The sequence below is a fragment of the Pantoea allii genome (genome assembly GCF_002307475.1).
GTDB lineage: Bacteria > Pseudomonadota > Gammaproteobacteria > Enterobacterales > Enterobacteriaceae > Pantoea > Pantoea allii.
Genome location: NZ_NTMH01000014.1, coordinates 13561 through 38997, shown reverse-complemented (window position 1 = coordinate 38997; position 25437 = coordinate 13561). Strand labels below are relative to the sequence as shown.

The 25437-nt window shown below is 54.3% G+C and carries 18 protein-coding genes; 8 read left to right on the top strand and 10 right to left on the bottom strand.

Annotated elements, in window-relative coordinates; translation table 11 throughout:
• Positions 1–34 precede the first annotated feature (34 nt).
• The 4 genes from efeB to putP form a co-directional block, all read right to left on the bottom strand.
• Positions 35–1321, bottom strand: coding sequence for an iron uptake transporter deferrochelatase/peroxidase subunit (gene efeB, locus CMR03_RS05380; protein WP_096011010.1), 1287 nt, complete (start codon positions 1319–1321; stop codon positions 35–37).
• Between the two features lie 2 nt (positions 1322–1323).
• Positions 1324–2445, bottom strand: a complete 1122-nt coding sequence (efeO, locus tag CMR03_RS05375) for an iron uptake system protein EfeO (RefSeq protein WP_096011020.1) — start codon at positions 2443–2445, stop codon at positions 1324–1326.
• Between the two features lie 49 nt (positions 2446–2494).
• Positions 2495–3322: an iron uptake transporter permease EfeU gene (efeU, locus tag CMR03_RS05370; protein WP_096011009.1), complete on the bottom strand. Its 828-nt coding sequence runs from the start codon at positions 3320–3322 to the stop codon at positions 2495–2497.
• Positions 3323–3514: 192 nt separating this feature from the next.
• Positions 3515–4999, bottom strand: coding sequence for a sodium/proline symporter PutP (gene putP / locus CMR03_RS05365; protein ID WP_063879942.1), 1485 nt, complete (start codon positions 4997–4999; stop codon positions 3515–3517).
• A gap of 442 nt (positions 5000–5441) precedes the next feature.
• Here putP and putA point away from each other — a divergent pair, with 442 nt between their 5' ends.
• The 7 genes from putA to narI all read left to right on the top strand — a co-directional run bounded on the left by putA (position 5442) and on the right by narI (position 18073).
• Complete coding sequence (putA, locus tag CMR03_RS05360; RefSeq protein WP_096011008.1) at positions 5442–9386, top strand: trifunctional transcriptional regulator/proline dehydrogenase/L-glutamate gamma-semialdehyde dehydrogenase; 3945 nt, start codon at positions 5442–5444, stop codon at positions 9384–9386.
• A gap of 43 nt (positions 9387–9429) precedes the next feature.
• Positions 9430–9750 carry a hypothetical protein gene (locus CMR03_RS05355; protein ID WP_096011007.1) on the top strand — a complete coding sequence of 107 codons (321 nt, stop codon included), beginning with the start codon at positions 9430–9432 and terminating at the stop codon, positions 9748–9750.
• Between the two features lie 247 nt (positions 9751–9997).
• Positions 9998–11359 carry a NarK family nitrate/nitrite MFS transporter gene (locus CMR03_RS05350; protein ID WP_244181341.1) on the top strand — a complete coding sequence of 454 codons (1362 nt, stop codon included), beginning with the start codon at positions 9998–10000 and terminating at the stop codon, positions 11357–11359.
• A gap of 78 nt (positions 11360–11437) precedes the next feature.
• Positions 11438–15175 carry a nitrate reductase subunit alpha gene (locus CMR03_RS05345; RefSeq protein WP_096011006.1) on the top strand — a complete coding sequence of 1246 codons (3738 nt, stop codon included), beginning with the start codon at positions 11438–11440 and terminating at the stop codon, positions 15173–15175.
• Entirely contained in the window at positions 15172–16707 is a 1536-nt protein-coding gene (gene narH, locus CMR03_RS05340; RefSeq protein WP_096011005.1) for a nitrate reductase subunit beta, read from the top strand. Before CMR03_RS05345 ends, narH begins: the two co-directional genes overlap by 4 nt.
• Positions 16707–17396, top strand: coding sequence for a nitrate reductase molybdenum cofactor assembly chaperone (gene narJ, locus CMR03_RS05335; protein WP_096011004.1), 690 nt, complete (start codon positions 16707–16709; stop codon positions 17394–17396). Before narH ends, narJ begins: the two co-directional genes overlap by 1 nt.
• The gene (gene narI / locus CMR03_RS05330) at positions 17396–18073 is read left to right on the top strand and encodes a respiratory nitrate reductase subunit gamma (protein ID WP_096011003.1); all 678 of its coding nucleotides are present in this window, start codon (positions 17396–17398) and stop codon (positions 18071–18073) included. Before narJ ends, narI begins: the two co-directional genes overlap by 1 nt.
• 102 nt (positions 18074–18175) lie before the next feature.
• Here narI and CMR03_RS05325 read toward each other — a convergent pair whose 3' ends face one another.
• A complete protein-coding gene (locus CMR03_RS05325; RefSeq protein ID WP_096011002.1) occupies positions 18176–19255 on the bottom strand; it encodes an acyltransferase family protein in 1080 nt (359 codons plus the stop codon).
• A 711-nt stretch (positions 19256–19966) separates the two neighbouring features.
• On the opposite strand from CMR03_RS05325, the gene CMR03_RS05320 reads away from it, so the two are divergent.
• Positions 19967–20575: an NUDIX domain-containing protein gene (locus tag CMR03_RS05320; protein ID WP_063879950.1), complete on the top strand. Its 609-nt coding sequence runs from the start codon at positions 19967–19969 to the stop codon at positions 20573–20575.
• Between the two features lie 38 nt (positions 20576–20613).
• On the opposite strand, the gene CMR03_RS05315 is transcribed toward CMR03_RS05320, so the two are convergent.
• From CMR03_RS05315 to CMR03_RS05295, 5 genes are all read right to left on the bottom strand, one after another.
• A complete protein-coding gene (locus CMR03_RS05315) occupies positions 20614–21699 on the bottom strand; it encodes an acyltransferase family protein (protein ID WP_096011001.1) in 1086 nt (361 codons plus the stop codon).
• Positions 21700–21935: 236 nt separating this feature from the next.
• Complete coding sequence (gene tcyN, locus CMR03_RS05310; protein WP_096011000.1) at positions 21936–22688, bottom strand: L-cystine ABC transporter ATP-binding protein TcyN; 753 nt, start codon at positions 22686–22688, stop codon at positions 21936–21938.
• Positions 22685–23353, bottom strand: a complete 669-nt coding sequence (gene tcyL, locus CMR03_RS05305; protein ID WP_063879953.1) for a cystine ABC transporter permease — start codon at positions 23351–23353, stop codon at positions 22685–22687. Before tcyL ends, tcyN begins: the two co-directional genes overlap by 4 nt.
• The gene (gene tcyJ, locus CMR03_RS05300; RefSeq protein ID WP_096010999.1) at positions 23353–24153 is read right to left on the bottom strand and encodes a cystine ABC transporter substrate-binding protein; all 801 of its coding nucleotides are present in this window, start codon (positions 24151–24153) and stop codon (positions 23353–23355) included. Before tcyJ ends, tcyL begins: the two co-directional genes overlap by 1 nt.
• Before the next feature lie 133 nt (positions 24154–24286).
• The gene (locus tag CMR03_RS05295; protein WP_096010998.1) at positions 24287–25273 is read right to left on the bottom strand and encodes a D-cysteine desulfhydrase; all 987 of its coding nucleotides are present in this window, start codon (positions 25271–25273) and stop codon (positions 24287–24289) included.
• Positions 25274–25437: the final 164 nt, after the last annotated feature.

The window sequence follows — 25437 nt, the reverse complement described above, 5'->3', positions numbered from 1 at the left end:
CTGTCACACACAACATGCCGTGACTAAAATTTAATCAACTCTCGAGTAAGGACTGGCCTAAATAATGTTTTTCACTGATAACGCCGGGTAATACAAAAAAGTACCCCCCGCCAAACGGACGTATATACTCTTCCAGCGCCTCACCATTCAGACGATTTTGTACGGTAAGAAAGCCTAATTCTAAATCATGCTGATAACAAACAAACAGCAATCCCATTTCCAACTGGCCCGACGCTGAAATACCCGCTGAATAACTGTATCCACGGCGCAGCATCAAACTGCTTTCGGTTGCTGCGGTGCGCGGGTTCGCCAGACGAATATGCGCATCCAGCGCAATAATGTCGCCATCAGGGTCCTTGCGATAATCCGGCACGTCGTGCTCGTTCTGCATGCCTAGCGGTGCACCACTCAGTTTCTCTCGGCCGAAAATCGTTTGTTGCTCACCTAACGGCGTGCGATCCCACATTTCAACATGAAAGCGGATCAACCTTACGGCCTGATAACTACCGTGACGCGCCCACTCGGGTTCAGCCTGTTCTTCCGTTACCCACAGCAGCTTATCCATCAACGCCGTGTTATGCGTGTCCGGGTTAGCCGTGCCGTCTTTGAAGCCCAGCAGATTGATCGGCGTTTCTTTGCCCGCGCTGCGTGCGGCGTGATCGGAAATAAACCCCTCCCGACGCCAGCGAATGCCTAACAGATCGGGCGTGTGTTTGACCACATCACGCAGCGCATGAATCACCGTGTCCTGCGTGTTCGCACAGATTTGCAGCAGCAGATCGCCGTGGCACTGATTTGCATCCAACGCGTCATTAGGAAAACGCGTCATTGCCTGCAGTTTCACCGGTTTCAGCGCCGACAGGCCAAACCGCGCATCAAACAGCGAGTGGCCGACCGAAACGGTCATGGTCAGATTATCCGGGGCAATCTCTGCCCCGAGAATGCCTGAGTCGAGCGGCGGCAACTGCGGGTTGGTCACTGCGGGTGCCATGCCGCCCCGGGTCAGAAAGGCGATGCGCTGCGTCAGCAACCGGAACAAACGCTGCAGTTCCTGCTTGTCGCTGGTCAGCACATCGAACGCCACCAGCATCATCGACGCCTGCTGCGGCGTCGTAATGCCAGCCTGGTGCACGCCATAAAACGGCTGCGTCTGCTGGCGCGCGTTCGGCGTCACTGTGCCCGGCGAAAAGCTGTCGGGATTCTCGGCGGCCCCGGCATGAAACGGGCATCCGGCACTGACGGCCGCCGCGCCACCGAGCATCCCCAGGCCTTTCAAGAGACGGCGACGCGATGGCTGGGTCAACTCCTGATCCTTATCCATGATTAATCCAGGCCTAAGGTGCCACGCAGCAGGGAAAGATCTTCAGCCAGGGCGGTGATCGGGCCCTTCAACGCGGTGCGGTCGGCAGGCGTCAGTTTTTCGTAAGATTCATACCCCTGACCGCTACGGTATTTATCCAGGATCGCGTCAACTTTAGCGAAATTTGCATCTACTTTTGCCAGAAGCTGGGGATTCGCCTGCTTCAGAACAGGACGCAACAGCTCAACAATTTTTTGCGCGCCATCAACGTTAGCCCGGAAATCCCACAAGTCGGTGCGGCTGTACCGATCTTCCTCTCCAGAGATTTTACTGGAGGCCACTTCTTCGATAAGCCCCGCCGCGCCACCGACCACTTTTGCCGGTGGGAAGGCCAGCTCGCTGACGCGTTTTTGCAGATCGTGCACGTCGTTGTTCAACTGTTCGGCATAGCCCGCCATATCTTTGGTGCTGTTATCAGCAAACAGGGCTTTTTCCAGACGGTGGAAACCGGTGAATTTCGGATCTTGCGCTTTTTTCTCATAATCATCTTCACGGGCGTCGATGCGACCATCCAGATCGGAGAACAGCTCAGCGATGGGTTCTATACGTTCATAGTGCTGGCGCGTCGGCGCAAACAGCGCTTTGGCTTTTTCTACATCCCCGGCTTTCACCGCGTCAGTAAAGGCCTGGGTGCCCGTCACCAGCTGATTCACTTCATCAGTCACATAGGCTTTATAAGCGTTGATCGGGCCGGCCAGTTGCATCAGTTCGGTCTTCCCTTTCTGCGCACTTTTGCCGCCGCTGCCCTGCACAATCAACTTACCTTTCGGATTGGTCAGCAGGCCACAGGTCATTTCATATTCACCAGCTTCGAGATTGGCGGTCAGTTTTTGACTGAAACCCGGTGCAATATTTTCGCGCTCCTCAACCACCATCACACCTTTGAGGATTTCCCATTCCAGCGCTTTTTGACTGTTATTTTTGATTAAAAACTGAGTCTTACCCGCCTGAACCGTCAGCGACATAGGCTCGCACTGCTTGTCAGTGACACTCACGCTAACCTGTGGAATCGCGGCGGCCAGCGTAGAACCGGAAACCGCCAGCAGCGAAGCCAGCACCGCATTACGGCGAAAACGCATCATCATATTTTTCCCTATAAAGTCAGAGGCGCGGCGAACGCGCCAGGTAAACGCGTTAGCGCGCAGCGGCTGAGGTTTCAGCGCGTGCAGGCATAACAAACAGTAATAACGCGGGAATCAAATAAAGCAGCCAGACGGCCACCTCACTGATGCTGGGGGCTTCCTGATAGCCCAGAATGCCCTCCAGCAGCGTGCCAAACAGCGAGTGCGTCGATAAGGTATTACTCATATCGAACGCCACCTGCTGAAAATGGTTCCACAGACCAGCCTCATGAAAGGCGCGGATAGCGCCTGCCGCCAGCCCTGCAGCAACGAACAGAATGAAAATACTGGTCCAACGGAAAAAGTGCGCCATGTTGAGGCGCACGCCGCCCCAGTAGATCGCCATGCCCAGCAACACGGCAGTGGCTAACCCAAGCAGAGCACCCAGCGGCGGTGCGTAACCCACATCCTGCGTGAAGGCGGCCAGCAAAAAGAACACCGATTCCAGCCCTTCTCGCGCCACGGCCAGGAAGACCATCAGGACCAGCGCCAGACCGCCCCCGGCGGATTTCTGTAAGGCCTGATCAACCGCCTGCTCCAGTTCCCGTTTGATATTGCGCGCTACCCGGCGCATCCAGAACACCATAGAGGTCAGGATGACGACCGCAACCACCGCCACAATACCTTCAAACAGCTCTTGCTGTTTCTGGGGAAACTCGCCCGTGGTCTGGTTAATAAAGATGCCCAACGCCAGGCAAAGCGCGGCGGCAATAAACACGCCCGCCCACATGGCCGGAAACCATTGTGTGCGCTGCGTCCGTTTCAGGTAGCTGGCGATGAGGCTGACGATAAGTGCCGCCTCCAGACCTTCACGCAGCATGATGAGAAAAGGAACAAACATCGCCAACCTCTTAAATGTTAAGCAGCGTCAATAAGACGTAAATTTACGTAAAAACGAACGATACCGATTATCATTAACACTCAGAAAAAAACAAGTTCCTTGGTGAAATAATTTCGTAACTGTCTGTGCCAAATGGCAGGCAAAAAAAAGCCCGCCCTCAATAAGGCAGGCTTTTTCAACGCATAACGCGATTTATTTGGTCAGGAATTCAGCCTCGGCAGCCTCAAAGCGTTCGACGGCCTGCGCTGAGGGTTCACGACTCGCCAGGCTAAAGATCACGATGGCGATACTCGCAAAGATAAAGCCCGGAATGATTTCATACAGTCCCAGCCAGCCATACTGTTTCCACACCAGCACCGTTACCGCCCCCACAATCATGCCCGCCAGCGCACCGTTGCGGTTCATGCGTTTCCAGCACACACCAAACAGGACCACCGGCCCGAATGCCGCGCCAAATCCGGCCCATGCATAGCTGACCAGGCCTAAAACACGGTTCTCCGGGTTAGACGCCAGTGCGATAGCAATTAATGCCACCAACAGCACCATCAGACGGCCGACCCATACCAGCTCTTTCTGACTCGCATTTTTGCGTAAAAAGCCTTTATAGAGATCTTCCGTCAGCGCACTGGAACAGACCAGCAGCTGACAGCTGAGCGTGGACATGACCGCCGCCAGAATCGCAGAAAGTAAGATGCCCGCAATCCAGGGATTAAACAGGATGCGCGCCAGCTCAATAAACACACGTTCGCCATTCTGCGAAACGCCTGCGGCCTGAGAAGGGTTGTTCTGGAAATAGGCGATACCGAAGAAACCGACGGCTACCGCACCTGCCAGACAGAGAATCATCCAGGTCATACCGATACGGCGCGCGGTGCGAATAGATCGATGTGAGTCCGCCGCCATAAAACGCGCCAGAATATGGGGCTGACCAAAATAGCCCAGGCCCCAGCCCAATAACGACAGCACGGCAACCACATTCAGCCCTTTAAACATATCCAGGTTTTCAGCGCCTTTGGCCTGAATAACCGCCACGGAATCGCTCCAGCCACCTACGGCAATCACCACGAAAACAGGCGTCAGAATCAGCGCGAAAATCATCAGGCTGGCCTGGACCGTATCCGTCCAACTCACGGCCAGGAATCCGCCCACCAGGGTATACAGAATCGTGGCGGCCGCACCGGCCCACAAAGCCGTGGCGTAATCCATCCCGAAGGTACTTTCAAACAGGCGAGCGCCCGCAACCACACCTGACGCGCAGTAGATGGTGAAAAACACCAGGATCACCACCGCAGAAATCACCCGCAAAATTTTGCTGCGATCTTCAAAGCGGCTGGTAAAGAAGTCTGGCAGCGTCAGGGCGTTATCATGGTGCTCTGTCTGGACACGTAACCGCCCCGCCACGATTTTCCAGTTAAACCATGCCCCGATAATCAGGCCAATGGCGATCCAGCTTTCAGAGATACCGGAAAGAAAAATGGCACCGGGCAATCCCATCAACAACCATCCACTCATATCAGAGGCACCGGCTGACAGCGCGGTTACGACACTGCCCAGACTGCGGCCACCCAATATATAGTCGTCGAAGTTTTTGGTTGAGCGCCAGGCGATAAAACCGATGAGCACCATCCCGAGGATATAAATTAAAAAGGTCACCAACATTGGCGTACTTACTGTCATTTGTTTCTCCGTTATTATCCGATCTCTTAAGAGAAATCTTTTTCCTGAACCATCGGAACGTGACGGCGTCAGGGTAGTACCGCATCAAGAGAAAGCGATTTCCCTTAAGGCGCGGTATCCTGCCGTAAAGGCACGGCGCACACAATGCATTTAACACATCCGTCACATTGGTTTCACCTCCCAGGCCTTTTTAAATGTTCACAGGTTGCGCCCGCTCACAATTAAGTTGCACCTTTGCATCCCTTTCAGCCTTCATCTTGAATGGGGTTGCAACATTGGCGAGTTTCTTGCAGCAAGATTTGTGCCGCTTTTAAATGTTAATAATGAAAGGGGTTTCAAAGTGTGCAACTGAGGTCACATTTAACACGGTTGCACAAAGTTGCAACATGGGTAATAGTGCAGCCCATGCTCTGGTCAAAACCGTTCTAAGGAAGAGAAAATCATGGGAACAACCACCATGGGGGTGAAGCTGGATGAAGCCACCCGCAGCCGCATTAAACTGGCGGCACAGAAAATTGATCGCACGCCGCACTGGCTGATTAAACAGGCGATCTTTAATTATCTGACCCAGTTAGAAGCGGGTGAGACGGTGGAAGAGATTCCATTGCAGCTGAGCGATGCGGCCGCCGATGAGCTTGCCCCGGAAGAGATGGTTCAGCCCTTCCTTGAATTCGCAGAAAACATTCTGCCTCAGTCGGTTGCCCGCTCGGCGGTGACCGCCGCGTGGCGTCGTCCAGAGACCGATGCCGTTCCCATGTTGCTTGAGCAAGCCCGTCTTCCGGCCGCGCTGGCAGAAAAAACCCATCAGCTGGCGTACGCGTTGGCCGACAAACTGAGGCACCAAAAAGGGGCAACCGGCCGCGCCGGCATGGTGCAGAGCCTGCTGCAGGAGTTCTCCCTCTCTTCTCAGGAAGGCGTAGCGTTAATGTGCCTGGCCGAAGCCTTGTTACGTATTCCCGACAAACCGACCCGCGATGCGCTTATCCGTGACAAAATCAGCAACGGCAACTGGCAGTCGCACCTTGGCCGCAGCCCGTCACTGTTTGTGAATGCCGCCACGTGGGGATTACTCTTTACGGGGCGTTTGGTCTCAACCCACAATGAAGCCAACCTGTCGCGCTCGCTCAACCGGATTATCGGTAAGAGCGGCGAGCCGTTGATCCGTAAAGGCGTGGATATGGCGATGCGCCTGATGGGCGAGCAGTTCGTGACCGGTGAAACCATTGCCGAAGCCCTGGCGAATGCCCGCAAACTTGAAGAGAAAGGCTTCCGCTATTCCTACGACATGCTGGGTGAAGCCGCCCTGACCGCCAGCGATGCCAAAGCCTATCTGGTTTCCTATCAGCAGGCGATTCACGCCATTGGCAAGGCCTCGAACGGCCGTGGAATCTATGAAGGCCCGGGCATTTCGATCAAGCTGTCTGCGCTGCATCCGCGCTACAGCCGCGCCCAGTACGACCGGGTGATGGACGAGCTGTATCCGATTCTTAAGTCTCTGACCCTGCTGGCCCGCTCTTACGATATCGGTATCAACATTGATGCTGAAGAGGCCGACCGCTTAGAGCTTTCTCTTGATATGCTGGAAAGGCTCTGTTTTGAACCTGAGCTGGAAGGCTGGAACGGCATTGGTTTTGTCATTCAGGCTTATATGAAGCGTTGTCCGTTTGTCATTGATGAACTGACGGACCTTGCCCAGCGCAGCCGCCGCCGCTTGATGATCCGTCTGGTAAAAGGGGCCTACTGGGACAGCGAAATCAAACGCGCCCAGATGGAAGGGCTGGAAGGCTATCCGGTTTATACCCGCAAGGTGTACACCGATATTTCGTATCTGGCCTGCGCCCGTAAACTGCTGGCGGTGCCGAACCTGATCTACCCGCAATTTGCCACGCACAATGCGCACACGCTGGCGGCCATCTATCAGTTAGCGGGAAATAACTACTACCCAGGACAGTACGAGTTCCAGTGTCTGCATGGTATGGGCGAACCGCTTTATGATCAGGTCGTGGGCAAAGTGGCAGAAGGTAAACTCAATCGTCCCTGCCGTATTTATGCGCCGGTCGGCACGCATGAAACCTTGCTGGCTTATCTGGTGCGTCGCTTACTGGAAAACGGCGCGAATACCTCGTTTGTTAACCGTATCGCTGATACGACGATGCCGATTGACGAGCTGGTGGCCGATCCGGTGGCCCAGGTCGAAAAAATGGGCATCAGTGAAGGCACGCTGGGCCTGCCGCATCCAAAAATTCCACTTCCACGTGACTTATACGGCAGCGATCGGGTGAACTCTGCGGGTCTCGATATGGCCAATGAACATCGCCTGGCTTCGCTGTCCAGCGCCCTGTTGAGCGGTGCCAGTGAGCCTTACGCCGCACAACCGCTTATCGACGCACCGCTGAGCAGCGGGGAAAGCCAGAATGTCGTCAACCCGGCCGCACCGTCGGACGTGGTAGGTACGGTCCGCAACGCCTCAGAACAGGAGGTTTCGCAGGCCATTGAGGCGGCGGTGAATGCCGGCCCTATCTGGTTTGCTACGCCACCGCAGGAGCGTGCGGCGATCCTTGAACGTGCCGCACAGCTGATGGAAGGCCAACTGCAGCAATTGCTGGGCATTCTGGTGCGTGAAGCCGGTAAAACCTACAGCAATGCCATTGCTGAAGTGCGTGAGGCCGTCGATTTCCTCTATTACTATGCTGGCATCGTGCGCCATGATTTTGACAACGAAACGCACCGCCCGCTGGGCCCGGTAGTCTGTATCAGCCCGTGGAACTTCCCGCTGGCCATTTTTACCGGTCAGATCGCGGCCGCACTGGCTGCGGGGAACAGCGTACTGGCGAAACCTGCCGAGCAAACACCGCTGATCGCCGCCCAGGCCGTGGAGATTTTACTGAGTGCCGGTGTTCCGGCTGGCGTACTGCAACTGCTGCCGGGCCTGGGTGAAACCGTGGGTGCGCAACTGACCGGAGATGAACGCATTCGCGGTGTGATGTTTACCGGCTCCACGGCTGTCGCCACGCTGCTGCAGCGAAACCTTGCCGGCAGGCTGGACCCGCAAGGCCGTCCTACCCCGCTGATTGCCGAAACCGGCGGCATGAATGCCATGATTGTCGACTCTTCCGCCCTGACCGAACAGGTGGTTATCGATATCGTCGCCTCGGCCTTTGACAGTGCAGGTCAACGCTGCTCTGCCCTGCGTCTGCTGTGTGTGCAGGAAGACGTGGCAGACCATACGCTGAAAATGCTGCGTGGCGCGATGGCGGAATGTCGTATGGGCAACCCGGAACGCCTGTCTACCGACATCGGCCCGGTGATCGATGAAGAAGCGAAAGCCAATATTGATCGCCATATTCAGGCGATGCGCAATAAAGGCTTTAAGGTGTACCAAACGGCGCAGGATAATCCGCAGGACAGCAAAGAGTGGGCAACGGGCACCTTTGTTAAACCCACGCTGATTGAACTGGATAAGGTCAGTGATCTGACCCAGGAAGTGTTTGGCCCTGTGCTGCACGTGGTGCGTTTCACCCGCAGCAGCCTGCCGCAACTGATTGAACAGATTAATGCGTCGGGTTACGGTCTGACGTTAGGCGTGCACACCCGCATTGACGAAACCATCCTGCAGGTAACGGCGGGGGCTAAAGTCGGCAACCTGTACGTCAACCGCAATATGGTCGGTGCGGTCGTCGGGGTACAACCGTTCGGCGGGGAAGGTTTATCCGGTACCGGCCCGAAAGCGGGTGGTCCGCTTTATCTGTATCGCCTGCTGGCGAACCGTCCCGATGACGCACTGAGCATTACCCTCGCCCGTCAGGATGCTGAGCGTCCGGCCGATAATGCGCAGCGTCAACTCCTGCTGGCTCCGCATCAGGCATTGACCGACTGGGCAACAGATAAACCTCAGCTGTCTTCACTGTGCCAGCACTATGCCGCGCTGGCCCAGGCGGGAACCGTGCGTCTGCTGCCAGGCCCGACCGGTGAGCGCAATACCTTCCTGTTGTTGCCGCGTGAGCAGGTGCTGTGTCTGGCGGACAACGAGCAAGATGCACTGATTCAACTGGCGGCGGTGACCAGCGTCGGTAGCCAGGCACTGTGGCCGGACGATGAACTGCACCGCAAAGTGCTCGCCACCTTGCCGACGGCGGTGAAAGCCCGTATCACGTTGGCGAAAGATCCGCTGGCTGGGCATTTTGACGCCGTGATCTACCATGGTGATGCCGACCAGCTCCGTAGCCTGTGCGAACAGGTCGCGGCGCGCGAAGGGGCCATTGTGTCGGTGCAGGGCTTTGCCCGTGGAGAAACCAATCTGCTGCTGGAACGCCTGCTGATTGAACGATCGCTGAGCGTGAATACCGCGGCGGCAGGTGGAAATGCCAGTCTGATGACCATCGGCTAACGTTCCTCAGGCTTTCTCTCTGATCGCTAATGAATAAAGGTTCATGCCCGGCATGAACCTTTTTTTTCGCCTTACGCATGGCGTAATTTATTTCTGGCATCCGTCATCGTTAAATAAAAACAGCGTAAAAAACGAATATTTCCCCAGAAAGAAAAAAACTTTATTGCAGCGACCAATGCTGTCAAATGCGTTGACAGAAAGCGTCAGGTTGATAACGAAAACGCACGCCCTCAGCGCTATTCTCAGGCATTTCCTGCTGATGACTGGCGCACGACAACGCGACAGAAACTTATTAGCGGCACTAACACCTTATTCCACCCTGTCAAAACAAACCCAATATAATGGCCTGATTAAAAAGCAGTAATTTTATTTAAAATTTCAATATCCCATTATTAATACAATTTTGTTAATCCTTATTTTAGCCAGCCTTCTACCCCTTTAGGCGTATTTGGGGATGTTCTTGATATTTATCAAAATCCACAACCGAAACTTAATCATAATTTAACCAGCAAAATTTACGTTAATTGACATTTCATCATCTTTGCCCTCAATGCAGGCAGATGCCTTCACGCCTGCCTGCACGTAACGTTTATCCTGACCCGGAGTACATTGTGAATAAAAAAGAAAGACTATTACGGGAATGGCATCCTGAAGATTCTGATTTCTGGCAACGGCGCGGGCAGCATATTGCTCGTCGAAATTTATGGATTTCGGTTTCAGCGTTGCTGCTGGCATTTTGTGTGTGGATGTTGTTCAGCGCCGTTTCCGTTTACCTGAACCAGGTGGGTTTTCATTTCACCATTGAACAGCTCTTTTTATTAACCGCACTTCCGGCGCTGTCGGGTGCCCTTTTCCGCATTCCCTACTCCTTTATCGTGCCCATTTTAGGCGGCCGTGTCTGGACCACGTTCAGTACCGCTATCCTGATCGTCCCCTGTGTCTGGCTTGGGTTCGCTGTGCAAAACCCGCAAACGCCCTATGCGGTCTTCATCATTATTGCGCTGCTGTGCGGATTAGCAGGCGCGAACTTCGCGTCCAGCATGGGCAATATCAGCCTGTTCTTCCCTAAACGTCAGCAGGGTTCGGCACTGGGCATCAATGGCGGCTTGGGTAACTTAGGCGTCAGCGTGATGCAACTCGTTGCCCCTTTTATCATTTTTGTTCCGTTTTTATCCCACGGCGTTCCCCACGGCGAAGGATCAGCCATCTGGCTGGCAAACGCGGCCTGGATTTGGGTGCCGCTGCTGGCGCTGACCGCTATTGCCGCCTGGTTTGGCATGAATGACATTGCCGGAATGCGTTCGTCACTTCGTGACCAGTTGCCGGTGTTGAAAAATGCCCACGTCTGGATCATGGGCATGCTTTATCTTGCCACCTTTGGCTCGTTTATTGGCTTTTCCGCGGGCTTTGCCGTGTTGGCGAAAACCCAGTTTCCAGCGGTGGATATCACGCATTTCGCCTTTTTTGGCCCGCTGCTTGGCGCACTGGCCCGGTCGGGGGGCGGGATGATCTCCGATAAGCTCGGCGGCGTAAAAGTGACCATCATTAATTTTATGCTGATGGTGATGTTTTCCGCCCTGCTGTTCCTCACCTTACCCGGCAGCGGCAGCGGCTCGTTCCTGGGTTTCTACCTGGTGTTTATGGGGCTGTTCCTGACCGCCGGGCTGGGCAGTGGCTCCACCTATCAAATGATAGCGGTGATTTTCCGCCAGCTAACGCAAAGCAAAATGCTGGCACAAGGCCACAGTCTGGATGCCGCACAGCATGCCGCCGTGACCGATACGGCGGCGGCGCTGGGTTTTATCTCGGCACTGGGCGCCATCGGCGGTTTCTTTATCCCCAAAGCCTTTGGCAGTTCGCTGGCCATTACAGGTACGCCCGCCGCCGCCATGATTGTGTTTTTGCTTTTCTACATCGTCTGCCTGCTCGTGGCCTGGCTTTTATATGGTCGTGGTAAGAAAACCAGCGATTAATTCACCCGATTATTATTCACACATCAGCTCATGATTGAGTTGAATTCAACGGGTCGTTGACCCGACTGGAGAAGTGTTATGAGTAAACTTCTTGACCGTTTTCGCTATTTCAAACAAAAAGGTGAAAGTTTCGCCGATGGCCATGGGCAGGTTTATCACAACAACCGTGACTGGGAAGATGGTTATCGTCAGCGCTGGCAGTACGACAAAATTGTCCGTTCAACCCATGGCGTGAACTGTACCGGCTCCTGTAGCTGGAAAATCTATGTTAAAAACGGTCTCGTCACCTGGGAAACCCAGCAGACGGATTACCCTCGCACTCGCCCAGACCTGCCTAACCATGAGCCTCGCGGCTGTCCGCGTGGTGCCAGCTATTCATGGTATCTCTACAGCGCCAACCGCCTGAAATATCCCCTGGTGCGAAAAGCCCTGCTTGAGCTGTGGCGTGAAGCACTGCGTGAGAACCGCGATCCGGTTGCGGCATGGGATGCGTTGATGTCTGACGCGGAAAAATCGCGTCAGTACAAATCGCAGCGCGGCCATGGCGGCTTCGTGCGGGCCAACTGGCAGGAGATGAATCAGCTGATTGCGGCAGCCAACATCTGGACCATTAAACGCTATGGCCCCGACCGCGTTGCTGGCTTCTCCCCTATCCCGGCGATGTCGATGGTGTCCTATGCGGCGGGTACGCGCTATCTGTCGTTAATCGGCGGTACCTGTCTGAGCTTCTACGACTGGTACTGTGACCTGCCCCCGGCCTCGCCCATGACCTGGGGCGAACAGACGGATGTGCCGGAATCCGCTGACTGGTATAACGCGGGCTACATCATTGCCTGGGGTTCAAACGTACCGCAAACGCGTACGCCCGATGCGCACTTCTTTACCGAAGTGCGCTACAAAGGAACGAAAACCGTCGCAATCACACCGGACTACGCCGAGGTCGCAAAACTGAGCGATCAATGGCTGGCCCCGAAACAGGGCACCGACAGCGCCCTGGCCATGGCGATGGGTCATGTGATCCTCAATGAATTCCACCTGAAAAACCCCAGTGATTACTTCCTGAACTATGCCCGTCAGTACACCGACATGCCGATGCTGGTCGTGCTTGAAGCCCGTGAAGACGGCAGTTATGCGCCGGGCCGCCAGCTCCGTGCCGCTGACCTGATGGACAATCTGGGTGAAGAAAACAATCCACAATGGAAAACCGTGGCCTGCAATGCCGATGGCGAACTGGTGGTGCCTAACGGCTCGATAGGTTTCCGTTGGGGTGAAAAAGGGAAATGGAACCTGGAGCAAAAAGCGAATGGCTCCGCCACCCAACTGGCACTCAGCCTCATCGATCAGAACGATGCGGTGGTGGACGTGGCGTTCCCTTACTTCGGTGGACTGGAAAACCCACAGTTCCGCCATGTTAAACAGGACGACATCCTGCTGCATAAACTGCCGGTCAAAATGCTGACGCTGGCGGACGGCAGCCGGGTGCCTGTTGCATCGGTTTATGACCTGACCCTGGCGAACTATGGCATCGATCGTCAGCTGGATGACAGCAACTGCGCACAGGATTACAGCGATATTCGCGCCTATTCGCCAGCCTGGGCGGAACAGATCTGTGGCGTGCCACGCAGCCAGATCGAAAAGATCGCCCGGGAATTCGCCGAGACTGCCCATAAAACCCACGGCCGTTCCATGATTATTCTCGGTGCCGGTATTAATCACTGGTATCACATGGATATGAGCTATCGGGCGATGATCAACATGCTGGTGTTCTGCGGTTGTGTTGGTCAGAGCGGCGGCGGATGGGCGCACTATGTCGGTCAGGAAAAATTACGTCCTCAGACAGGCTGGGCCCCGCTGGCGTTTGCGCTGGACTGGAATCGCCCTCCTCGCCATATGAACAGCACCTCGTTTTTCTACAATCATGCCAGCCAGTGGCGATTTGAGAAATTGCAGGTGAAATCCATTCTGTCACCGCTGGCCAATCCACACGATTACACCGGTCACCTGCTGGACTTTAACGTTCGGGCAGAACGCATGGGCTGGTTGCCTTCCTCGCCACAGCTTAACGTCAACCCACTGGAGATCAGCGCCCAGGCCCGCCAGGCCAACATGACGCCAGAAGCCTGGACCGCTCAGGCGTTGAAAGCCGGTACCGTTCGTATGGCCAGTGAGCAACCCGACAGCGGCACCAACCATCCACGCAATATGTTTATCTGGCGATCCAACCTGCTTGGCTCATCCGGCAAAGGTCATGAGTACATGCTGCGCTATTTACTGGGCACCGATAGCGGTATTCAGGGCCAGCCAGTGGATGATCCGGCGCTGATGCCAGAGGACGTGGAGTGGCAGACCGAGGCGCTGGAGGGCAAGCTCGACCTGTTGGTGACCCTCGACTTCAGGATGTCCAGCACCTGCCTGTTCTCGGATATTGTGCTGCCCACGGCGACCTGGTATGAAAAAGATGACATGAACACCTCGGACATGCATCCCTTCATCCATCCGCTTTCTGCGGCAGTCGACCCGGCCTGGGAATCAAAAAGCGACTGGGATATTTATAAAGGCCTCGCTAAAACCTTCTCGGCACTCTGTCAGGGCCACCTGGGTGAGGAAACCGATGTGGTGCTCCAGCCTGTTCAGCACGACTCGCCCGCCGAACTGGCGCAGACCGGCGATATCTGTGACTGGAAAAAAGGCCAGTGCGACCTGATTCCGGGTAAAACCGCGCCGCACATCGTGACCGTTAAGCGGGATTACCCGGCCACCTATGAGCGCTTCACCTCTGTCGGGCCGCTGCTGGAAAAACTGGGCAATGGGGGGAAAGGCATCAGTTGGAATACCGATAAAGAGGTCGAACTGCTGCGCAAACTCAATTACGTGAAAGCGGACGGTCCGGCCAAAGGACAGCCGCAGATCAACAGCGCCATTGACGCTGCTGAGATGATTTTAACGCTGGCCCCGGAAACCAATGGTCAGGTCGCCGTCAAAGCCTGGAATGCGCTGAGCGAATTCACTGGTCGGGAACATGCCCATCTGGCCCGCAACAAAGAAGAGGAAAAAATCCGCTTCCGAGATATCCAGGCGCAACCGCGCAAGATCATTTCCAGCCCCACCTGGTCCGGGCTTGAAGATGAGCATGTCTCTTATAACGCCGGTTATACCAACGTCCATGAGCTGATTCCCTGGCGCACCCTGAGCGGTCGTCAGCAGCTCTATCAGGATCACCCCTGGATGCGGGCGTTCGGTGAAAGCCTGGTGGTTTATCGTCCACCGGTTGATACCCGCAGTCTGGAAGGACTGAAACATATCCCGTCCAACGGCTTTCCGGAAAAAGCCCTTAACTTCCTGACGCCGCACCAGAAATGGGGCATTCACTCGACTTACAGTGACAACCTGCTGATGCTGACGCTGTCCCGTGGCGGACCGATTGTGTGGATGAGCGAAGCCGATGCGCAGGAACTGGGCATTGAGGACAACGACTGGATTGAAGTGTTCAACGCCAACGGTGCCTTAACGGCCCGTGCCGTTGTCAGCCAGCGCGTACCTGCCGGCATGACCATGATGTATCACGCCCAGGAGCGACTAATGAACATTCCTGGTTCTGAAGTAACAGGCATGCGCGGCGGTATCCATAACTCGGTGACCCGCGCCTGTCCTAAACCCACCCACATGATCGGTGGATATGCCCAGCTGGCCTATGGCTTCAACTACTACGGCACGGTCGGTTCCAACCGGGATGAGTTCATCCTGGTGCGCAAAATGAAACAGGTTAACTGGCTGGATGATGAAGGCCGGGATCAGATTCAGGAGGCAGCAAAATGAAGATTCGCTCACAGGTCGGAATGGTACTGAATCTGGATAAATGTATTGGCTGCCACACCTGTTCGGTGACCTGTAAAAACGTCTGGACCGGGCGTGAAGGCATGGAATATGCCTGGTTTAACAATGTCGAGACCAAACCCGGCATAGGTTATCCCCAGGCCTGGGAAGACCAGGAGAAATGGAAAGGCGGTTGGATACGCAAAATCAACGGCCAACTGACGCCACGTCTGGGGAGCCGCAGCGCCGTGCTGGCTAAAATTTTCGCCAATCCCGTGGTGCCGGGCATTGATGATTATTACGAGCCCTTTACCTATGACTACCAACACCTGCATACCGCTAAAGCAGGTAAAAGTCAGCCGACCGCCCGTCCACGTTCGCTGATCAGCGGCGAACGGATGGATAAAATCGTCGGCGGCCCTAACTGGGAAGAGCTGCTGGGTGGGGAGTTCAGCAAACGCAGTGCCGATAAAAACTTCGATGCCATGCAGAAAGAGATGTATGGCCAGTTTGAGAACACGTTCATGATGTATCTGCCGCGCCTGTGTGAACACTGCCTGAACCCAGGCTGTGCAGCCACCTGCCCCAGCGGTGCGATCTATAAGCGTGAAGAAGACGGCATTGTGTTGATCGATCAGGATAAATGCCGGGGCTGGCGTTTATGCATTAGCGGCTGTCCCTACAAAAAGATCTATTTCAACTGGAAGAGCGGCAAGTCAGAGAAGTGTATTTTCTGCTATCCCCGCATTGAGTCAGGCATGCCGACCGTCTGCTCTGAAACCTGCGTGGGCCGCATTCGTTATCTGGGCGTGCTGCTCTACGACGCCGATAAGATTGCCGATGCCGCCAGCACGGAAAATGAGCACGACCTGTACCAGCGCCAGTGCGACATCTTCCTTGACCCGAACGATCCCGCCGTGATTGAGGAAGCCTTACGTCAGGACATTCCGCAAAGCGTGATCGACGCCGCCCAGGCTTCGCCGGTCTGGAAAATGGCAATGGACTGGAAGCTGGCCCTGCCGCTTCACCCGGAATACCGCACCTTGCCGATGGTCTGGTATGTGCCGCCGTTGTCACCCGTTCAGTCGGTGGCAGATGCCGGTCTGCTCGAAGCGGACGCCAGCGTTTTACCCGATGTGGAAAGCCTGCGGATACCTGTGCAATACCTCGCTAACCTGCTGACGGCGGGCGATACCGCGCCAGTATTACGCGCGCTGAAACGGATGATCGCAATGCGCCATTACAAACGCTCGCAGACGGTTGACGGCGTGACGGACACGCGCGCGCTCGAAGAAGTGGGCCTGAGTATGCAGCAGGCAGAAGAGATGTACCGTTATCTGGCCATTGCCAACTATGAAGACCGCTTTGTTATCCCCTCCAGTCATCGCGAACTGGCCCGGGATGCCTTTCCGGAACGCAACGGCTGCGGCTTCAGTTTTGGTGACGGTTGCCACGGCAGTGATACTCAGTTCAATTTGTTTAACAGCCGCCGCATTGATGCCATTGATATCGGTAATAAAGCGGGAGGGGAATGATGGATATCCTGAAACTTATTGGCATGTTGCTTGAATACCCGGATGAATCGCTGTGGCAGCACCAGGATGAGGTGCGTGCACTGATCGCGCAGCACTATCCTGCACTTTCGTCCTTTACCCAGCATTATCTGGCGGCGGCACCGCTGGATAAGCAGAGCGACTGGTGTGCCCTGTTTGAACGCGGGCGGGCAACATCGCTTCTGCTGTTCGAACATGTTCATGCTGAATCGCGCGATCGCGGTCAGGCGATGGTGGATCTGCTGGCTCAGTATGAGCAGGCCGGTCTGGAACTCCACTGCCGGGAGTTGCCCGATCATCTGCCGCTCTATCTGGAGTACCTGAGTCAACAGGATGAGAAAGCGGCGCGTCAGGGCCTGAAGGATATCGCGCCAATTCTGGCCCTGCTGGGCGGACGACTGAAAGCGCGCGGCAGTGAGTTTAGCCAGCTGTTTGACGCCCTTCTCAACCTCGCGCGTAGCCCGCTGCACAGTGAGAGCGTTGCCCGGCAGGTTGCCACCGAGCCGCGCGATGACACGCGCGAAGCGATAGATGCGGTATGGGAAGAAGAACAAATTAAGTTCATCGATGATAAAGCCTGCGATCGTTCTGAACGGCAACAGCATCAACGCCGTTTCAGTCAGGACAGCCGTCCGCAGTATCTTGAACTGACCTCTGGAGGCGCACAATAATGCACTACCTGGACGTGTTATTTTTTGATATCTATCCCTACCTGTGCGGAACGGTTTTCCTGGTAGGCAGTTGGCTGCGCTATGACTACGGACAGTATACCTGGCGCGCCTCATCCAGCCAGATGCTGGACAAAAAGGGCATGCGCTTTGCGTCCAACGTCTTTCACATCGGCATTATTGGGATCTTATTTGGGCATCTGTTCGGCCTGCTGACGCCGCACTGGATGTACGAACCCTTTCTGTCGATTGCCACCAAGCAGAAACTCGCGATGATGGCCGGTGGCGTCTTTGGCTTGATGACGCTGGTTGGCGGCTTTCTGCTGCTGAAAAGACGGCTGCTCAATCCACGCATCCGGGCGACCTCGACGCGCGCCGACATTGTGATTATGGGTATCCTTGTGGTGCAGGTTGCCCTGGGGCTGATTTCCATCATCTTTTCGCTGCAGCACATGGACGGCCTTGGCATGATGAAACTGGTCGGCTGGGCGCAGGCGGTGGTGACATTCCAGGGCAATGCTGCCCAGTGGCTTGACGGCGTTGAGTGGATTTATCGTGTTCACTTGATTCTGGGCATGACGATTTTTCTGGTCTTCCCGTTTACCCGTCTTGTGCACGTCTGGAGCGCGCCAGTTGAGTATCTCACGCGTCGCTATCAGGTGGTACGCGCACGTAAATAAGACGGACGTGAACCCGACCACCTCATCGCTGGCCGGGTTCATTTCTCTTTTTCAAACCGCTGATAGCTCGCCCCGGCCAGACGTTATGCCCCAAACGCGTGGTCAGGTGCCAGGGCAGACTGGCCGTTTTATCAGGGTTGGAAAGATAAACAGCGCGCGCCCTGCTCCCCGATTCGTCAGCGACCAGACGGCAATGGAACAGAGTGAGCAGAGGGCCACAATCACCAGCGGATACAGGCAGGCCCACAGCCAGGAAAACCACGCTAATTCAAACAGCTGATGACGCTGTGCCAATAAAATGGCCGTCATACCGAAATACTCAATAAAGATACGATGGAGAACGTAAATGGGTAAAGTATGACGCCCCATCCAGTTGAGCCAGGCCATGCTGCTGATCTGATTTAACCAACGGCAGGCGGCAATACTGATGAGGATGGCAAGGACAGATACGAAAAGGCGCTTATCCACACCGAACAGGCCGTGCAGACCTGCCACCAGCGCCAGCAACAACCACGGCAAGCCATTTTCCCGTCGCCACTCGCTCAAACGCAGCATCTGCGTACACCAGAACGCCCCCAGTATGAAGAACACAAAATACTGCGCCAGACTCTGTGGCCCCCAGAAGGGAATCACCTTTTCTACAGCCAGGTAATTGAGCAGCGTTGCCGCGACCAGCAATGGCACCTTATAACGCTGAAAAAGTTTGGCGCACAGGAAGTAGATCGCTAAGCCATATAAGTACCATGAGGTACTCATCGCCAGAAATGTCAGCGTAAGAAACTCCGCCAGCGATCCCGCATAGGCCGCATTAAGATTTTGTGAAATACGCTGTCCGGTGATTTCTGTTGAAATCCCCACGATTGACCACCACTGAATGGCTCCCCATACACGGTACAGGTAAAACAAATTAGTGATTCGGCTGGTCGTGATGTGCTTCCAGGGGCGATTAACAATGGCATTGCTGGCCAACAAACCTGAAACAAAGAAAAAGGCAGGCATACGCAGTGGGGATAATAACCTATTGAACAGTACCCACATCTCTGCGGGAAACACGCCCGCGCTCAGGTCTTTTAGCGTATTTTCAAAGCCGGGCAACACCGTATGGTACAGCACAACAAGCAGGATACAGATGCCTTTGAGCGTATTAATCCATGCAATGTGTTCTTTTTCATTGTGCTTCATCAGGGAATTTCCGCCGTGGTGTCATTCCAGAAAAAACGAATTCGCGCTGCTCATATGACCGTTATGTGGAAAGTATTCCGTATGTCCTGTCACCTGAATGTAGCGAAAGTCTTAAAGTTATCTGTCGGAAACGGTTTAGAACCCAGCTTTACAATAAAGGATATTCTTTGACATTTATGCCGGCTTTAATTTGACGTCGGTAACATTCATTGAGCGTCAGAATAAATCAGGATCGCCCATCCACAATGGAATATGACTTTACTATGAATTTTCTCTGTCGGTACTTGCTTAACGCTATTTTTGCCATTACGTTAACTGTACTTTGAGACAGGCCACTCAACGTAAGTGCAGGTGAGCGTTTTCAATGCATCCGACAATCGCGAGTGAGTCAGTCCTCCAGGTAAAAGAGTTTGCCGGAAAAACATTTTTCCCTACGTCGAAACGTATTAATCATGTTGCCCCTTCTCCTGCCGCCTTTAGGGTAATTTCAGGTCCGGATATCACCTGAATAACAGAGAGGGCGCACGGGTCGTGTGGATAAATGCCGTTAATAGCTTATTCGTCTTTTTTATTTATGCCCTGCGGAATAACGCAGACAGGCTAAAAAGGCCATTTTGGCTTTTACGGATTCAGGATTAATTTTTCAGTTTTCCATTCGGCACGCGCTGTCTGAATGGTTGTTTCTGATTTACTCACAAATGGAATGTCATCATGAAGCAGACGCGTTTTACGCCCGTTGCCACTACCGCTACCGTTAACGACCAGCAGATACTGGCAAACGACTGGGGCACCCTGACCAAATACGATATGACCTATGTGCGCACCGATGGCACAGAACAGCGCTTTACCCGTGAAGCTTATGATCGCGGTCACGGTGCGACCATCCTGCTCTACAACCGCGACGACAGGACGGTCATCCTGACCAGTCAGTTCCGCATGCCTGCTTTTTTGATCGGTCATCACTTTGAGCTGATTGAAGCCTGTGCAGGATTGCTCGACGCACGTGACCCCATTCAGGCCATCAGAAGCGAAGCGGAAGAAGAAACGGGATACAAGCTGAATGACGTCACTAAGATTGGCGAGATATTCATGAGCCCCGGTTCCGTTACCGAGCGTCTGCACTTTTTTATCGCCCCTTTTACCCGTGAGATGCGAATAAACGCGGGCGGGGGTATTGCCGCCGAAGGCGAAGATATCAAGGTGATTGAGGTGCCGATTAAAGAGGCGCTTGCCATGATTGATGCGGGGACCATCATTGACGCGAAAACCATTATTCTGATTCAGCATCTGGTCATCAAAGGCATCTGCACGCCAGATTAACGTAGACAAAAAACGGGCCAGTAAGCTGGCCCGTGAATTCAGGATGATGAGGTTTGCGTTTCCGCCTGATGCTTACTGAGTAAACGCGGGTGGATAAACAGTATCCGTCCGGGTCCACGGTTCAACAGCGTCCAGACCAACAGCGAAAGCAACGTACACACCGCCACGCCGGTTAACGGCATCAACAGCGCCCAACCCCAGCTAAAGCCCGCATTGCCGAACCAGCCATAATGCAGCGCCAGGGAAATGGCGCTCAGCCCCACTAACTCGATAAAAATACGGTGTAAGACATAAATCTGCAGCGTATTGCGGCCGATGTAATTCAACCAGGCCATATTGAAATGCGCGTTAAGAAAACGGCACAGCACAATGCCAAAGACGATGGTCAACAGGCTGTAAAACGGATTTTTATAAATGCCGCCCGCATGATGAAGGATGCCGATCAGCGCTATTGCGCCCAGCCACAGCCAGTGACGACCTTTCAGACCGCTGAGTTCAATTAATGCCGCGCTGAAAAAGACGCCCAGTAAGAAATAGAGATAGTTTTGCGCGACGCTGGCCGGTCCCCATCCGGGAATAAGGCTAAACTGCGCCGCATAGTTCGCCGCAATCGCGAATACGACCAGCACTATTTTCTGTCGATGAAAAAGCTTGGTCACCAGGAAGAATCCGGCCAGCGCATACAAGTACCACAGGCTGGTCATCGACAGCATTAACAGCTTGATAAACTCCAGCGGGGAATCAGCATAGGCGGCATTCTTACTGCTCGACAGCCGCTCGCCCAGATGGGTTGAGATGTAGTGGATACTCAGCCATTGAATCACGCCCCACAGCAGGTAGAGGTAGACAATATTGCTGAACTTCTTGGTAAAGACCGCTTTCCAGCTTTTCTTCACGACCGAATTGGCGGCCAGCAGTCCGGACACAAAGAAAAATGCAGGCATCCGCAGGGGCGAAAGCCAGGTATTAAATGCTACCCACCAGTGAGCCGGGAACAGACCGGCACTCAGATGAGGGAGCGAAGGTGCGAACGTGGTGATGATGGAGTGATGCAATATCACAAGTAAGATGCATCCTCCTTTTAGGGTATTAATCCAGAGGATTTCCTTTCTGTCCTGACTCATTATTTCGTCCTGATCGTGCGATGAATTTGTGAAGAATTATTTATATTTTCACGCAGGTCTCAATCAGGCGGCTCTTAAAAGTTACAGTCTGTTACTCGCGCAGAAGCTAATCCGGAATAAAACCATCAAAATCAAACCATTAAAATAATACTAAATGTAAATTTTCAGAAGAAACTGAGAGAATAAAAGCAGAGGGCACGGCAAGAAACGCCGCCTTATTCCGGCGGCGTCGGCGTTTATTGATTAAGAAATTTATCGAGAAATTGTCGAGTCCGCGCTTGCTGCGGATCGCTAAACAGCGCTTTAGCCGGTCCATGTTCTATGATGCGTCCCTGATCCATGAAAATGGCGCGGTCGGCGACGTCGCGGGCAAAACTCATCTCATGCGTGACAATCACCATAGTGCGCTTTTCCTGTGCCAGCGCGCGGATAGTGTTCAGCACCTCGCCCACCAGCTCCGGGTCCAGCGCAGACGTCGGCTCATCAAACAAAATCACTTCGGGTCGCATTGCCAGCGCACGGGCAATGGCAACACGCTGCTGTTGACCGCCGGAGAGACGCCTTGGGTAGCTGTCTTCTTTACCGTGAAGCCCGACTTTTTCAAGCAGGCTCCGCGCGCGGGCAATTGCGTCCGCCTTTGCTTCACCTTTTACAATCACCGGCCCTTCAATGATATTTTCCAGCACCGAGCGATGGGGAAACAGGTTGAAGTTTTGAAAGACAAAGCCCACCTGCTGGCGCAACAGGCGCACCTGCTCTTTCTGCTTGTGGATGCCCAGGCTGGCATCAATGGTGATATCCCCCACTTTAATGCGACCGGCGTCAGGCACTTCAAGCAGGTTAATACTGCGCAACAGCGTAGTTTTGCCCGAGCCGCTGGGGCCGATGATGGCGACAATTTCACCGGGCGCGACGTCAAGGTCAATGCCGTGCAGTACCGTTTGTCCGTTAAACTTTTTCACCAACTGGCGAACGTCGATTGCACTCATTTCGCCTCCTGATCCTGACGGTTAACGTGGGCTTCCAGACGGTTTTGCAATGCTGACAGCACGGTGGCCATCACCCAGTAGATCAGCGAAGCCGCCAGGTACATGGTGAACACTTCCAGGGTACGCGAGGTAATCAATTGCGCCTGGCGAAACAGTTCAGGAACCTGAATGGTGGCGGCCAGTGACGTATCTTTTACCAGGCTGATAAAGCTGTTTCCCAGGGGTGGCAACGCGGTGCGGGCAGCCTGTGGCAGAATAACCCGACGCAGGGTTTGCCACGGCGTCATGCCGATACTGGCAGCCGCTTCCCACTGACCACGCTCAATCGCTGCAATTGCGCCACGCAGCGACTCCGATGCATAGGCCGCCATATTCAGCGATAACCCAATCATCGCCGACGGAATGGGGTCCAGCTCAATGCCAAACTGCGGCAGACCGTAGTAGATCATAAACAGCTGCGCGATGAGCGGCGTGCCGCGAAAGATGGACACATAGATACGCGCCAGCCAGTTTACCGGCCAGAAGCGCGATAAACGCATCAGGGCCAGCAAAAAGCCCAGTATCAACCCAAAGAACATCCCGCCGATACTGAGCTGTAGCGTGAACAACGCGCCTTTAAGTAAAAAAGGTGCTGAATCCAGCACCAGTTGTAAACTTTCCTGCATTATTTCGTTACGTCCGCGCCAAACCATTTCTCTGACAGCTTTTTAAGTGAGCCGTCTTTCTGCATGTCCGCAATGGCCTGATCGATCGCTTTCAGCAAGTCTTCATTGCCTTTGCGCATTGCCACGCCCGCTTCCAGACGGGAGAATGCCGGACCGGCTACCGCCATGGTATCACCGGTTTTCTTCACCAGATCCAGGGCTGCCAGACGATCGACCAGAATCGCATCAACGCGACCAGAACGCAGATCCTGATACTTGGTTGGGTCATCATCGTAAGTACGGATATCCACGCCTTTGACGTTGGCACGTAACCACTGTTCGTAGTTCGTCCCCAGGCCCACACCGACTTTCTTACCGGCCAGATCCTCTGGTTTGGTAATGCTGCCCGCGTTTTTCTTCAGCGTCAGCGCTTGCACACCTGAAATGGTATAGGGCGTAGAGAAGTCATACTTCTTTTTACGCTCATCGGAGATCGTGACCTGATTGATCACCACATCAATACGTTTGGAATCTAAGGCGGCTAACATGCCATCCCACTTGGTCGGTTTAAGCTCGGCTTTCACCCCCATGTGTTTCGCCAGTTCCTGGGCGAACTCCACTTCAAAACCCGTCAGCTTGCCCTTTTCATCCTGAAAACTGAAAGGGGGATAGGTGCCTTCCAGGCCCACACGCAGCTCGCCTTTGCTTTTAACCTGCGTCAGTAAATTCTCTGCCGCAAAGGTTTTAACGCTGACGCCTGCAACCAGCGCAACAGCCATCATTCCCGTCACCAGCTGGCGACGAATCTGTGAAAAAGCCATGTTTACCCCATTTATTATTTATCAGTGTGGTGTTAAGCGGCTAAACACGGTTTGCCGCTCTGTCATTATGGGCGTTATTTCGCATAAGACGTCAAAATAACGCCTGAATTATAACCCTTTTTTGCGCCGCGTCTCAGACCGAAGGGTGATAAGCAAATAACGCCGGTGCACCGCCTGTATGCACAAACAACAACGGGCCTTCACGGCGGAAACGATTCTGGTTAATCCCATCAATAAGACCGGCCATCGCTTTACCGGTATAAACGGGATCAAGAAAAATGCCTTCAAGACGGGCCAGCATTTTCACCGCCGCCATGCCCTCTTCATTCGGCTCGCCGTAGCGCGGAGAAAAATACTCATCCCATAGCGTTATAGGTGCCTGCGCCTGCACGGCTAACTGCGTCGCCAGCGCCTGACGTAGTTCTTCAACCTTAGGCAATTGCTCACTGACTTTACGCGACACGGTTACGCCAACCAACTCGGTCTCTGGCAAGAGCTGCTCCAGTCCTATGGCCAGGCCCGCATGGGTTCCGGCGCTGCCTGACGCCACGACCACCGCCGCAAAATCCACTACGCCTTCACTTTGGTGCGCAATCTCCTGGGCACATTCCACGTAACCGAGCGCACCCAGTGCATTTGAGCCGCCCACAGGTAGCACGTAAGGCCGGAAACCCTGCGCCTCCAGACGTTCCGCCTGTTCCGCCAGCTGCGCAGCGGGATGGGTCAGGGCATCGACCATCACTACGTCAACATCCATCAGGTCCAGCATCAGGCGATTACCATTGGTCAGGTAGTTTTCACTCTGAGTCGCAATCGGATTTTCCAGTAACGCTACGCATTTCAGGCCCAGTTTCGCGGCGACCGCCGCCGTCTGCCGCACATGGTTTGACTGAATGGCACCCGCAGTCAGCAACACATCTGCGCCTTCACGCAGGGCATCTGCGGCCAGAAACTCCAGCTTACGCAGCTTGTTGCCGCCCATCGCCAGCGGCGTCACGTCATCACGTTTGATAAAGATGTCGCGGCCAAGATGGTCCGATAATCGGGGCAGGTATTCTAACGGCGTCGGTGCGCCCAGAAGTTCGATACGGGGAAACTGATGAATAAGATGTAAAGACAATGCGGCCTCCAGTTGGGCACAGAGCAGTGATCTTTACAGTGTTACAGAAGATGCAGAAAGGATCATCCTGAATTCAAACTCAGGTGATGAACGGAGAAGCGGTCGGGCAAGTATCCACCGGCTGTTACACAACTTCCCCATTTTCCCCCTGTGGACAGGGGAAA